The 12,031-nt window shown below is 37.4% G+C and carries 13 protein-coding genes and 1 riboswitch; all 13 genes read right to left on the bottom strand.

Going from position 1 to position 12,031, the window contains the following annotated elements; all coding sequences use genetic code 11:
- Nucleotides 1–5: 5 nt before the first annotated feature.
- Nucleotides 6–956, bottom strand: coding sequence for a VanW family protein (locus tag T323_RS0110300; protein WP_035178386.1), 951 nt, complete (start codon nt 954–956; stop codon nt 6–8).
- Between the two features lie 275 nt (nt 957–1,231).
- The gene (locus tag T323_RS0110295) at nt 1,232–1,825 is read right to left on the bottom strand and encodes a cob(I)yrinic acid a,c-diamide adenosyltransferase (RefSeq protein WP_026673210.1); all 594 of its coding nucleotides are present in this window, start codon (nt 1,823–1,825) and stop codon (nt 1,232–1,234) included.
- A gap of 11 nt (nt 1,826–1,836) precedes the next feature.
- Entirely contained in the window at nt 1,837–2,265 is a 429-nt protein-coding gene (locus T323_RS0110290) for a bifunctional adenosylcobinamide kinase/adenosylcobinamide-phosphate guanylyltransferase (protein WP_026673209.1), read from the bottom strand.
- Entirely contained in the window at nt 2,199–2,846 is a 648-nt protein-coding gene (locus T323_RS0110285) for a histidine phosphatase family protein (RefSeq protein ID WP_026673208.1), read from the bottom strand. The genes T323_RS0110290 and T323_RS0110285 overlap by 67 nt, the downstream gene beginning before the upstream one ends.
- The gene (gene cobS / locus T323_RS0110280; RefSeq protein ID WP_026673207.1) at nt 2,804–3,601 is read right to left on the bottom strand and encodes an adenosylcobinamide-GDP ribazoletransferase; all 798 of its coding nucleotides are present in this window, start codon (nt 3,599–3,601) and stop codon (nt 2,804–2,806) included. Before cobS ends, T323_RS0110285 begins: the two co-directional genes overlap by 43 nt.
- Before the next feature lie 4 nt (nt 3,602–3,605).
- Nucleotides 3,606–5,102: a cobyric acid synthase gene (locus T323_RS0110275; RefSeq protein WP_026673206.1), complete on the bottom strand. Its 1,497-nt coding sequence runs from the start codon at nt 5,100–5,102 to the stop codon at nt 3,606–3,608.
- Nucleotides 5,099–5,659 carry a bifunctional adenosylcobinamide kinase/adenosylcobinamide-phosphate guanylyltransferase gene (locus T323_RS0110270; RefSeq protein ID WP_026673205.1) on the bottom strand — a complete coding sequence of 187 codons (561 nt, stop codon included), beginning with the start codon at nt 5,657–5,659 and terminating at the stop codon, nt 5,099–5,101. Before T323_RS0110270 ends, T323_RS0110275 begins: the two co-directional genes overlap by 4 nt.
- Nucleotides 5,653–6,735 carry a threonine-phosphate decarboxylase CobD gene (cobD, locus tag T323_RS0110265; protein ID WP_026673204.1) on the bottom strand — a complete coding sequence of 361 codons (1,083 nt, stop codon included), beginning with the start codon at nt 6,733–6,735 and terminating at the stop codon, nt 5,653–5,655. Before cobD ends, T323_RS0110270 begins: the two co-directional genes overlap by 7 nt.
- A complete protein-coding gene (gene cbiB, locus T323_RS0110260; protein ID WP_026673203.1) occupies nt 6,710–7,678 on the bottom strand; it encodes an adenosylcobinamide-phosphate synthase CbiB in 969 nt (322 codons plus the stop codon). The genes cobD and cbiB overlap by 26 nt, the downstream gene beginning before the upstream one ends.
- Nucleotides 7,675–9,135, bottom strand: a complete 1,461-nt coding sequence (locus tag T323_RS0110255) for a heme ABC transporter ATP-binding protein (RefSeq protein WP_026673202.1) — start codon at nt 9,133–9,135, stop codon at nt 7,675–7,677. The genes cbiB and T323_RS0110255 overlap by 4 nt, the downstream gene beginning before the upstream one ends.
- Before the next feature lie 10 nt (nt 9,136–9,145).
- Complete coding sequence (locus tag T323_RS0110250) at nt 9,146–10,201, bottom strand: FecCD family ABC transporter permease (RefSeq protein ID WP_026673201.1); 1,056 nt, start codon at nt 10,199–10,201, stop codon at nt 9,146–9,148.
- Nucleotides 10,167–11,078, bottom strand: coding sequence for an ABC transporter substrate-binding protein (locus T323_RS0110245; RefSeq protein WP_026673200.1), 912 nt, complete (start codon nt 11,076–11,078; stop codon nt 10,167–10,169). The genes T323_RS0110250 and T323_RS0110245 overlap by 35 nt, the downstream gene beginning before the upstream one ends.
- A 159-nt stretch (nt 11,079–11,237) precedes the next feature.
- Nucleotides 11,238–11,419, bottom strand: a riboswitch (cobalamin riboswitch).
- 54 nt (nt 11,420–11,473) lie between these two features.
- A complete protein-coding gene (locus T323_RS0110240) occupies nt 11,474–11,938 on the bottom strand; it encodes a flavodoxin (protein WP_026673199.1) in 465 nt (154 codons plus the stop codon).
- Nucleotides 11,939–12,031 lie beyond the last annotated feature (93 nt).

The raw sequence follows: 12,031 nt of genomic DNA, 5'->3' as shown, positions 1-12,031 counted from the left end.
TTATTTTAATGTGATACAACGAGTTCTTCTACTGGTTTTGATGCTAATACTTCAACAACAATAACTCCTTGTTCAAGAGAGACATCCGTTTTAATTAGCACGGGAAAAGAATATGAGTTTTTAAACTTAAAGTCAGGTCCCCCCCATGATACTGTCGCATCACGGTTTGCAGGAACATATCCAATTTCACGAGAATGGGTATATCGTTCCACAATTTCTAACCCTGCTTTATCGACCGCATTAAACAAAGTCGAAGATGTCTGGCAAATGCCACCACCAATGCCCATAACAAATTGTTCATTAACAATTTCTTTCGCTTCCTGATAACCTCTTTCGACCGTTCGTTCACCAACCACCTTATTGAAGGAAAAAACGTCACCAGGGGCTAATACATAATGTTGAATCGCATCCGATGAAAGTTTAATATTCTTTGATCTTCCTGTCACATATTGATTAAAAGTAGTTTGATAGCTACCTATAACGACATCTGTAATTCCTTTTAAATCAGCTGTTGTTAATGTAGGTTCTGTTTCGTAAATCGGTAGCGTTACTTCATTGTCAAAATAATGTAAATTCATTAACTTTTCAACTAGTTCAGCTTCAGACAATATTGTCCGATTTCTCCCTTCGATAATGTTTCCTTCCAAGTCCACGGTTGGATTAATCATTGGCTCATCAATTCCACTTGCTAACTGTGCCGCATAGCTGGCAAGCTGTTGTTTGTCTAATTGATCAACTGAAGAAAAATAACCATAATCATTAAGTAAAAGCGATTCGATCGAACCATCTCTTTCATCAATTAATGTAATTTCCCACTTCATCGGTTTTTTTCCAACACTTTCAATTAAACTACTAACGGGTGAATGAAGTTCTGCTGTTTTAGACTCCACATCGCCTCCTGTGCTACAGCCTATCATGATGAAACAAACGCTGAATGAAATCAGCCACCCTCTCATTTCCATCCTCCTCTTTTGAATCCATTCCTAATTGTAAATTTATGAGAATAATAAAAAAGAATGAGCGAAATTTTAAAGGACAAAGTCAAATTTTTTTTGGACTGGATTATTTACATTTTGAATAAAGTCTCCTCAACATATTTATCGCTTTTTACGTAAAAAGGTTACAAATATTACCTATATTAGAATAAAATTCTGAAAAAAGCGGATTTTTTGCAATAACACCGAAAAAAAATACCGCTTCAAAACATGTTTGAAATCGGTATCTCTTTCTTTCATTTATTTTTTTCTTCTTTTCTTTTTCCTTCTCGGAATACGATTGCACTTCGCTCATATTCCACATCTTGTACACCTAAACGAAAATTGACTACACGAGCAATGGCAAAAAAGTAGTCTGAAAGTCGGTTTAAATATTTTAACACAACCGGATTTGTATCACCCTCTCGTTGCAGTCTTGTTGCATATCGCTCTGCTCGTCTCGTAATCGTCCGACAAACATGAATATTGGCTGCCGCTAATGACCCTCCCGGTAAAATAAAGCGCTCAAGCTCTGGAGCTTCTTTAATGTACTCATCAATTCTCGTTTCCAGAAATGTCACAATGTCTTCTTTTGCTTTGTATTGCCGTTTTTCAGTTTCTTTTATCATTGCTAAATCGCCACCACAATCAAATAATTCATGTTGTATTTTTACTAACTCTTGACGGACATCAGGAAAAAGAGACTCATCTAACTGTGCAATAACGACACCTACAAATGAATTGAGTTCATCTGTTGTACCATAGGCAATTACTCTCGTATCATCTTTATCCAAACGACCACCAATTACGCTTGTTTTGCCTTCATCCCCTGTTCTCGTATACAACCTCATTTTCATTCCCCCTACGATTTAATCGTTTGCGATAATCCATACCAAATGACATCAACTCTGTCACAAACGTTAACAAGATCTTGATAAAACCAACCTACATAGTCACGCCATTTTCGATTCTCTGCTTCGATCGGTACGACTCCTTTTCCTACGTCTGACCCAATAATAATGAATTTTCGTGACTTTTCAAGCTCTTCCCAAGCTTTCCAACGCTTCAGTTCTTCTTGAAGCTGTTGCCGTGTTGTTGACTGTATACAAGATCGAATAACATATTCTACGCCATTTACAATGACAACACCATGATCTGGTAGGACGATAGTTGAAAAGAATATCTGTTCATAACCATTATACCAATAAACATCTTTACGTTTTGTCAATTGATAGTGTTTTTTTGCCCATTTGCTTTTTCCGTTAAAGGCACCTCCTGTAATAAAGTGCACCTTTTCCCCTCCTTTATGTTATGCCTTGAATCAATTAATGAATACCCAGATCCGTATGGAACCGACCAATTCCAAAATCCTTGTTGTATTGGAGCATACAACTCTAATAATCCTCGTATCGTCCCTCCATGACAAACAACAACTATCGTCGATACGGACTTTTCCTGACACCATGAACTAATCACTGTCCAACTCATTTTCAATCGTTGAATAAATTGACCATAGCTTTCTCCCCCAGGTGGTGCAACTTTGAGTGGATTATCAAGCCATTGGCGATATAAAGTTTCCTGTTTTAACTCATCATAGCTTTTTTTGTCCCATTGTCCAAAGTGATACTCCCGTAGAGAGGACAATGAAGTAGTCGGGCTTGATGGAAAAAGAATCGCAGCGGTTTGCTTAGCTCGAAGCAAGTCACTTGTTATAACAACATCAGGTTTCACTTTAACCGACTGAGCTTGTAAAGATAATTGTGTTCTCCCTTTTTCACTTAACATGTCATCGTTCCAACCAGAGTATCTTTTTTGCTCATTTAGTTCCGTCATACCATGACGAAGAAGTGTAATAGCCACACGGTCATCCATAACAATGTTTCTCCTCCTTCGGCACTCGCTCCAACCGTATCTCCTGTTATTCCATTAAATTGCGCTGTCGCAATTCCAAGGCTAACCCATGTTAGCACAATCGTCATCACGAACAGTACAAACCAAATGATGAGAGTATGAGAATCAATAAAAAGTAAAACAACGCCAAATATAAAAATATACAAAAAATAGACAAGCGAATGTTTCTTCGTTAAAAAGCATTGAAACGAATAAGCAAGACCTTCTTGTTTCGCCGGCTTCCCATAAAATAACTGCAACCCCATTAAAAGTTTCACAAAAAAAGGAATCGACAACACATACAACCATCCATTTGAAGTTGCTTCAAACACTTCATACATAAAGAAAATGCGCCAACCTAGCAAAAAGATTACAGATAAGACAGCATACGCACCTACTCTAGAATCTTTTAATATAGCATGTTTTTTCTCGATATCTCGATGAGACCCTATTGCATCACTAACGTCCATCCATCCATCTAAATGAAGACCACCTGTAAAAACAATAGAAATCGTAAAAAGTAAAATCGTTAAAAATAACACAGATGTTCCTGTCCATGTTTCAATCGTATAGTAAAGTAACGCTAAAATCATTCCAAGAAAAAGTCCAACAAGAGGGTACACGATAATCGAACCTCTTGCTCGGGATTCATCCCAAGGAACTTGTTTTTTAATAGGAAATATTGTTAGAAACTGTAATGCTAATAAAAAACCATCAAACAATGAAACTTTTTTCATCGACTTATTCCCATTCCTCTATCATTTTATAAAACGCTGTCATATCTAGGGCCGATTCCACTCGGTTCGCTAATTCATCATACGCTTTCTCTCTTTCACTCATACTCCAGTGAACCGACTTTCGTGCTTTTCCTTTTTTCTCGCGAATTCGATTTAACCATTCGTTTCTCCACTCATCATTATGAAAAACATTATGAAAATACGTTCCTATAATTCTACCATTATCAATGTAAACCCCATCTTGTTGCCCTTCTTTTGTATGTAAAAATGAATCACATGTATGTACGGTTGTTCCTAAATGAATTTCATAGCCTGCAATGACATTTGAGATTCCTTGAACAGGATGTGTCAATACACCTTCAGTTTGTACTGTTTTTTTCTTATCTAAAAAATATGTTTGTAATGGGGCAATGCCAAGGCCAGCAATTGTTTTTCCTACAAGCCCTGTGTCTGTTCCTAATTCATCAATTAATTGTTCTCCTAACATTTGATAGCCACCACATATTCCAACAATTGTTCCCCCATCAGCTACATAGTCAATTATTTGCTTAGATAAATTTGATTGCTTTAAAAAATGTAAATCATTGATTGTACTTTTTGTTCCTGGAATAATAATTGCATCAGGCTTACCTAATGCTTCTGGGGTAGAAACAAAACGGATGTGAACATCATCTTCATAACGGAATGGTTCTAAATCTGTATAATTCGAAACGTAAGGTAAATCGATTACAGCAAGGTCCACTTCTTTTTCCTTTGCACAAACGCTTGTAAACTGGTTTTTCATCGAAAGTGAATCTTCTCCTTCGATTTTCATATTTTTCATATGGGGAAGGACACCAAGAACTTTGACCCCGGTATACTCTTCTATCCATTGCCTACCAGATTCAAATAAACGTTCATCACCACGGAATTTATTAATAATAATGCCCTGTACCCGTCGACGTTGAATCTCAGGTAATAACGTCAATGTCCCTACAATGCTTGCAAAGACTCCTCCACGATCGATATCTGCTACAAGGATGACAGGAACATTTGCGATTTCAGCTACCTTCATATTGACAAGCTCACGGTCGTTTAAATTTACTTCAGCAGGGCTTCCCGCTCCTTCAATGACACATATTTGATAGTTTTTTTCTAATTCAGCTAGAGCCATTTTAATCGTCTCAAGCCCCGTTTCATAAAATTGAGAACGATAATCTCTCCCTGATAATGTTTGATATCGTACTCCGAAACGAACGATTTCTGATACTTGATCACTTCTAGGTTTTAATAAAATAGGATTCATATTCACCGAGGCTGTCACCATTGCTGCTTCTGCTTGAATACCTTGTGCTCTCCCAATTTCCTTCCCATCTATCGTCACATATGAATTATTTGACATGTTTTGTGATTTAAATGGGGTCACTTTTTTTCCTTGTCTTGCAAGAATGCGACAAATGGCTGTACAAATGACACTTTTTCCGACGTCAGAAGCTGTTCCTTGAATCATCACACCTTTCATGTTTCCTTACCTCCTTTTTTCCAGATTGGCAATCCATTTTCAATGACAATCGCTTCATCACATTGCTCAACAATCGCTTGATGTATCCGACCTAACATTTGCTTGTAATAAAATGTCCCCTCATCTTCATACGGGATGTCATGTAATAATTCGTTCGAAACAATAAGACTATGAATCGGGAGTTGCTTGAGTTGTTGAATTGTTGTTGTCACTTTCTCATAAACAGATGTTTGAAAGAATGGATGCTGCCATGATGTAGCATCGATAAACAATTCGTTGGCAACCCATGTAGTGATACAATCCAACAACACGATATGACCACGTTGAAATTGTGTAAATACTTGTCCTATATTATATGGAACCTCATGGGTTAAGCAAAATCGAAACTGTTTTTCTCTTTGTGCAATATGAAGTTGTTTTCGCCATTCCATTTCTTCATCAAACACATGGCTAGTCGCGATATAATGAACAATTTCATTTCCAGCAAGGTCATTTGCATACCTTTCAGCAAATTGACTTTTCCCACTTCTAACCCCACCCGTTATAAAAACTAACATTTTGCCTTCCAGCTTTCTAACACTTTTAGAAGTTTATCATTTTCATCTTGTTCTTTTATCGCTAGGCGAATATATTTTCCTTCTAATCCTTGAAAATTATATGTATGTCTAGGAATGATTTGATGTTCAATTAAATACGTAAGCAAACCCAACAAATCTCGATCCTCACTTTTTTCTTTTAGTAAATAGTAATTCACACTAGAAGGCGAAATTGAATACTCAAGTTCTACCAATTTTCTTTTCAGTCGGTTTCTTTCTTCTGCAATATATCGTGCAGTGTTTTTAGCAAATTGTAAATCAAGCAAACAACGACTGCCAATTTGTTGCGCTAATTGGTTCGTATTCCACGGATGTTGCCACCTCGTTATCGAGGAAACTAGTTTCTCTGAACTTAAGGCATACCCTAACCTTATCCCCGCAATCGCATACATTTTTGTGACTGAACGAAGCACTACTAGATTATCATATTGATGTAGTAATGGTACGACCGATTCCTGATGTAAGCTAAAGTCAAAAAAAGCTTCATCAATAACAACAACAACATTTGCGAGCTTTGCTTCTTTTATAATCTTTTCTAATAATTCTTTTCGATATTGAACCCCTGTTGGATTATTCGGATTACAAATGAAAACAAGATCACTAGATTGAAGCTTCTTACTAATCATGTCAGGTTGTAACGCCCAATTCGTTTCAGGTGAAAGTGTAATCGAGTCAACTCTACAAAAATGATTTTCACAAGCTTGACGGTACTCACTGAACGTTGGTTCTACAATAAGCACATGTTTTTCTCGGAATACATGTGCTAGTAAAAAAATAATTTCAGCGGCACCGTTGCCCACAACGACTTGGTTAAGGTCGACATCGTTTTGTTTGGCGATGATTTCTTTTAACACCATTGCTTTTGGATCGGGATACTTTTCGATTTCACTAAAGTAAGAAAGCCAGTTTTCTTTTATAAAAGAAGGGGGTCCAAGCGGATTTGTGTTCACACTAAAGTCAATCGAATTTTCTTTCATCTGTAACCCAAGTGCTTCAACAAAATATGTCGGGTTAGCCCCATGGTCTGGTAATTGCATAAGTGACACCTCCTATTCCCCATAAAAACAACAAAAATGCAAAACAAGTTTGATTCATAATATTCACGGTTTGTGTAATGTGCTCTTTTTTAAGTTCAACCCGTTTTCTCCCCATAAGAGCACGGTTGGATACCATGCCCTGATAAAAATTTCTTCCACCTAGCTGAACACCTAATAGTGCCGCCACAGCGGCTTCTCCCCAACCACTATTTGGGCTTGGATGCTTTTTCGCGTCTGTCAACAGGATTTTCACACTTTCTTTTTTTGAATGAATCGAAGAACGATTGACAACGACCATTAACAGACCCGTGATTCGACTCGGTATCCAATTGACAAGATCATCACATTTTGCAGAAGCCCATCCAAAGTGTTCATATCTTTCATTTTTATACCCAACCATAGAATCACACGTATTAATGGCACGGTATAAAAACGCTAATGGCGCTCCGCCTATAAGTGCATAAAACAAAGGGGCTGTAATTCCATCGCTCGTATTTTCAGCAACGGTTTCAACCGTACCTCGAACAATTTCTCCTTCTTGTAAAGACGCTGTATCTCGGCCAACAATATAAGATAATTTCAATCTAGCTTTTGTTACATCTCCACTTTGTAAAGGCTCGTACACTTCCATTGCTGCATCTTTTAAACTTTTTTGAGCAATGGCATAAAAGATAATTACTGCTTCGATTACAATACCGACAAGTGGATGGATGAGATAGGCTCCTATGACCATTGTTGCTGTTATGATACAAACGACAACAAGAACAAAAATAAGAAAAATAACACCTCTAACTTTTTGATGTTCACCTTTATTTAATTTCTTCTCAAGAAAAGAAATAAGCTTCCCAATCCAAATCACTGGATGTGGCAACCATCTTGGATCCCCGATTAGGCGGTCTAACAAAAATGCTAACGATAAAGCAAGGAGATGGTTAGCGATCATAATGTAGACCTTCTTTCTTTATTTTTTCGGATCGCTTTTACCGTAGTAGCATATACACTTCGCCCAATCGCACTCCCTATCGTTGTAATAGATCCTGCATACTTATAAGATGTTTTCGTTTGTGTTGAGGCAATAACAATGCTGTCTGTTGACGTCCCTGTTGCTACTGTATTTGTTGTTCCATCAAGCACATTTTCATCATGCAACGCTCTCGTTTTCGCTTCTGTTGCTACAACTAAAGCTTGGACAAATGCAGCTTCTGTAAACTCTCCTTCTACCAACACCCACGTATTAATCGTTCCAACTGATAGATTGTTCCTAGCCACTCCCGCCGTGACATCAACTGCATTTGATAAACCAGCAGTAACAACAACGAGGAGGGAGACATCCTCATCTTCAACTTTTTCAACACATACATCATCAAGAATCGCCGCTGTCATCATTCCATTTGTTTCTTCATGATTTATCCCTCTTTGCTCTAAAAAGGAAATAAACTCTTTTTCGGCATCATCACAATTATAGTTTTTATTAACATGGCGATTGACAAATGTTTTTTTCCAACCGAAGCCTGAACCAATTACAGAGGAGGCTAATGTTTTAAAGGCTGTTTTGCTCTCAATTTTAATCCATTCATCTGTACATACCATATCCAATTCTCGAAAAGGAGAGGAAGCTCTCATTTGATTCGGAAGCAATGTAATTAATGGTGTCGGAATCGTTGGATGCTCATTTCGACGAAGCGATGTGTTGTATATATCTTTTAATCGTTGTTCATTAAGCGCTTGATATGGACGGTCAATCGTGCTTACTTCACCACTATCTAGCAGCATCACACGATTACAATAAAGAGCAGCAATGTTTAAATCATGTAAAATGGCGATAACGGTGAGCCCTTTTTCTTCTGTCCATTTCTTTAATGTATCAAGTAAGTGTAATTGGTGAGAAATATCTAAATGATTTGTCGGCTCATCAAGTAATAATAAATCTGGTTGTTGAGCTAAAGCTCTGGCTAACATCACACGCTGACGCTCTCCTCCACTTAAAGAAAGCAATGTTTTGTCTTTAAACTGATAGACATCAGTTTGTTTTAGTGATTCGACAACAATTTGGTCATCCACTTTCGTTGTCATCTGGAATAACCCTTTTTGATAAGGATATCTCCCTAAACGTACAACTTCCTCCACCGTATAGGAAAAAGAAGTTGTTGTGTCTTGGGGCAAAACCGCAATAATTTTAGCTTTTTCTTTTGTGGAATAGGACTCTATTGGTTTTTCGTGTAACGAGATTTCTCCTTTTGTCATCGGAACTGTTCCTGTCAACATTTTTAATAATGTTGTTTTCCCACTCCCATTTGGTCCAATCACCCCAAATATTTCTCCTTTTTCTACTTCAAAGGAAACATTTTTTATGATGGGTTTGTCGTTATATCCTCCTGACACACCATATACATGTAACATGTGAAACCTCCTATAACCGATGACGTTGACGAATTAATATAATTGCAAACACTGGGCCACCAATTAAGGCTGTAATAACTCCTATCGGTAATTCGGTTGGTGCAATTATTGTTCTTGCAATTAAATCTGTTAAGACTAAAAATCCACCACCCATAATCATGGAAAGCGGTAATAAATGACGATGATCAGGTCCCCATAATAATCTTGTAATATGAGGGACAACCAACCCAACAAATCCTATCGTTCCAGAAACAGCGACTGCTGCTCCTGTAACAAGTGAAGCCCCAAGTAAAATCATCAATTTTCTCTTTTGAATATTAACACCTAAATTTTTTGCTGTTTCTTCTCCGAAAGCAAGTGCATTTAATTCCCTCGTGTTACACATTAAAAGGAGAAAGCCAATAAGAAAAAAAGGTAAAATCAAATAAACGTAATTCCAGCCTCTCATTGCTACACTGCCTAATAACCAACTAATTATTTGCCGCAGCTCATCACCGGTCAATGCGATCATCAATGAAATAAGCGACCCTAAAAAAGAGCTTGTAATAATCCCAACTAAAATAATGGTTTCCGCTGCCATTGATTTATGTAATGCCCGAGCAAATCCGATAACTAGAAAAAGCGTTAAAAAACCACATAATATACTAATAAAAGGTAAAGTAAACGCCCCTACAATAGGAAGACTAATGCCTAAAAATAATACAAAGACAGCTCCAACCGCAGCGCCTGAGGACACACCGAGTGTATAAGGGTCTGCTAAAGGGTTTTTTAGTAATCCTTGAAAGGCAGCTCCAGCTAATGATAAACAAGCTCCAACAAGCATAGCTAACACAACTCTTGGAAAGCGAATGCTCATAATTATATTTGTGTACATCGGATCAATATCAATATGTAAAGGGAGTCGTAACCACTCCGTTAAAAGCACTGCAATGATAGTAGAAAAGGGAATCGAAAGACTCCCTTTTGAAATACCAAGTAATAAGCTAAAGCACAAAAATAAACTAGCTATCATATAGGCGATAAATTTATGTTTAGTTAAAAACCTCTGGATAGATATACTTTGCAAGTTGTTCGACTCCTTCAACAACGCGCGGTCCTGGTCGAGACACGATATCTTCATCAATAGCATGTACTCTTTCTTCTTGTACCGCTGTTACATCTTGCCAACCTGGACGATTTAAAATTTGTTCAACCATATCAGGAACCCAGCTACTGTATGTTCCAATTATAACGTCTGGGTTTTCAGCAATGACTTGTTCTTCTGAAAATTGCGGCCAACCGCTTGTGTCTCCTGCTGCATTTTCAGCATGAATCGTTTCTAACATTTCGTGCATAAACGTATCTTTTCCAGTTGTATATAAATCATTTGAAATTTCAATCCATACTGTTTGTCTTTCTTCTTCTGGAATCGCTGCTGCTTGCTCACGCAATTCAGCAAAACGAGCTTCCATATCAGAAATCAATTGCTCTGCTTGTTCTTGTGTGTTTGTAATTTCAGCAATAAAGTTAATCGCACGATACATATCTTCAAAACTGTTCGCATCGTTTACAACGGCAACTTGGATATCTGCTCCTCTTATTTGGTCTAACCCTTCTGCTGTTGCATTTGAACCATGAGCAAGCACAATGTCTGGTTGTAACGAAATGATTTTTTCAACATCAAATTCAAAACCGCCAATCGGCTCCACATCTACTACTTCCGGAGGATAATTGTCGTGGTCACTTCGACCGACTAATTTATCACCTGCTCCAAGCGCATATAAAATTTCTGTATTGCTTGGAATCAGCGAAACAATCCGTTCTGGTTCTTCTTCTAGCACAATTTCATTGTCGACTGCATCTGTTACATTGACAGCATCTTCTTGTTGCGTATCCGCTCCGCAACCTGCTAATAATCCAATTGCAAGCAAAACGAACATAAGTTGGCTTAGCCATTTTTTCATGTTTTGACATCCCCTTTTATAATATTTGTCATTATGATGTACGTCATAGGTGCTTTTATGTAGACAAACAAAAAGCTCCCCTGTCGATGGAGAGCAAAAGTAGACAATATTATAGTAAGGTCGCTACTAATAATACTGCTTCACCTTTCCTCGAAGGCATCCACATACAACGATAAGGCAGGTCTCCTGACTTAAGTATCCTTATTCCTTTTGCCTTCCCGTTTGCACAGTGGCTATGTAAAAGGACTTGATACTATTACAGTGGCGGGACCGTATTGGAATTTCACCAACTTCCCTTTTCACACTTATGATTATAAGTGACCTTATCATTTTATTATTTGCTTCTATGATGTACGACCTTATTATACACAATATTTATTTGTTTGACATGTTTTTCACTTCGTTATTGTATTTTTATTTTTGCTTTCTACTACAAATTCCTTTGCAAACTCTTTGCATAAGTCGATATCTTCGCCAATTGGCTCATACTCAATTTTCAATCCATCTACAACAATTTGTCCTCCTTGCTCTTTAATCCGCTCTTCAATGATATCTACAGCCCCACAAAAAATTTCATAAGCTGTATCACCCGATCCAAAAACACCGAACGTTTTATCCGATAAATCCATGTTTTCCATTTCCTCATAAAAATCTAAAAACTCATCAGGAAGTTCTCCATCCCCCCATGTATACGCTCCAATGACAACCGCATCATATTCTAATAGAATGCTAGCATCAACATCTAACACGTCTTTTTTTGTTACCACAACACCCTCAGCAGCTAAACCTTCTTCTAAAACATCAGCAATCGCTTCTGTATTGCCCGACATACTGCAAAACAACAATAAAACATTTTCCATCTGAACTCTCTCCTTTATATGGCAACATTAATGATTATCATTCTCAATAAATCATACTAAGAATGATAATCATTGTCAACGTATAAAAAAAAG

The organism is Alkalihalobacillus bogoriensis ATCC BAA-922 (assembly GCF_000621445.1).
In the GTDB taxonomy this organism is placed as follows: domain Bacteria; phylum Bacillota; class Bacilli; order Bacillales; family Bacillaceae_F; genus Bacillus_AO; species Bacillus_AO bogoriense.
The sequence above is the reverse complement of the archived record's forward strand: the minus strand, read 5'-3'. Positions and strand labels throughout refer to the sequence as shown.

Excerpts from the sequence above, each read along its gene's own strand:
- T323_RS0110300 (WP_035178386.1), bottom strand. The coding sequence starts at position 956 with ATGAGAGGGTGGCTGATTTCATTCAGCGTTTGTTTCATCATGATAGGC.
- T323_RS0110295 (WP_026673210.1), bottom strand. The coding sequence starts at position 1,825 with ATGAGGTTGTATACGAGAACAGGGGATGAAGGCAAAACAAGCGTAATT.
- T323_RS0110285 (WP_026673208.1), bottom strand. The coding sequence starts at position 2,846 with ATGGATGACCGTGTGGCTATTACACTTCTTCGTCATGGTATGACGGAA.
- cobS (WP_026673207.1), bottom strand. The coding sequence starts at position 3,601 with ATGAAAAAAGTTTCATTGTTTGATGGTTTTTTATTAGCATTACAGTTT.
- T323_RS0110275 (WP_026673206.1), bottom strand. The coding sequence starts at position 5,102 with ATGAAAGGTGTGATGATTCAAGGAACAGCTTCTGACGTCGGAAAAAGT.
- T323_RS0110270 (WP_026673205.1), bottom strand. The coding sequence starts at position 5,659 with ATGTTAGTTTTTATAACGGGTGGGGTTAGAAGTGGGAAAAGTCAATTT.
- cobD (WP_026673204.1), bottom strand. The coding sequence starts at position 6,735 with ATGCAATTACCAGACCATGGGGCTAACCCGACATATTTTGTTGAAGCA.
- cbiB (WP_026673203.1), bottom strand. The coding sequence starts at position 7,678 with ATGATCGCTAACCATCTCCTTGCTTTATCGTTAGCATTTTTGTTAGAC.
- T323_RS0110255 (WP_026673202.1), bottom strand. The coding sequence starts at position 9,135 with ATGTTACATGTATATGGTGTGTCAGGAGGATATAACGACAAACCCATC.
- T323_RS0110245 (WP_026673200.1), bottom strand. The coding sequence starts at position 11,078 with ATGAAAAAATGGCTAAGCCAACTTATGTTCGTTTTGCTTGCAATTGGA.
- T323_RS0110240 (WP_026673199.1), bottom strand. The coding sequence starts at position 11,938 with ATGGAAAATGTTTTATTGTTGTTTTGCAGTATGTCGGGCAATACAGAA.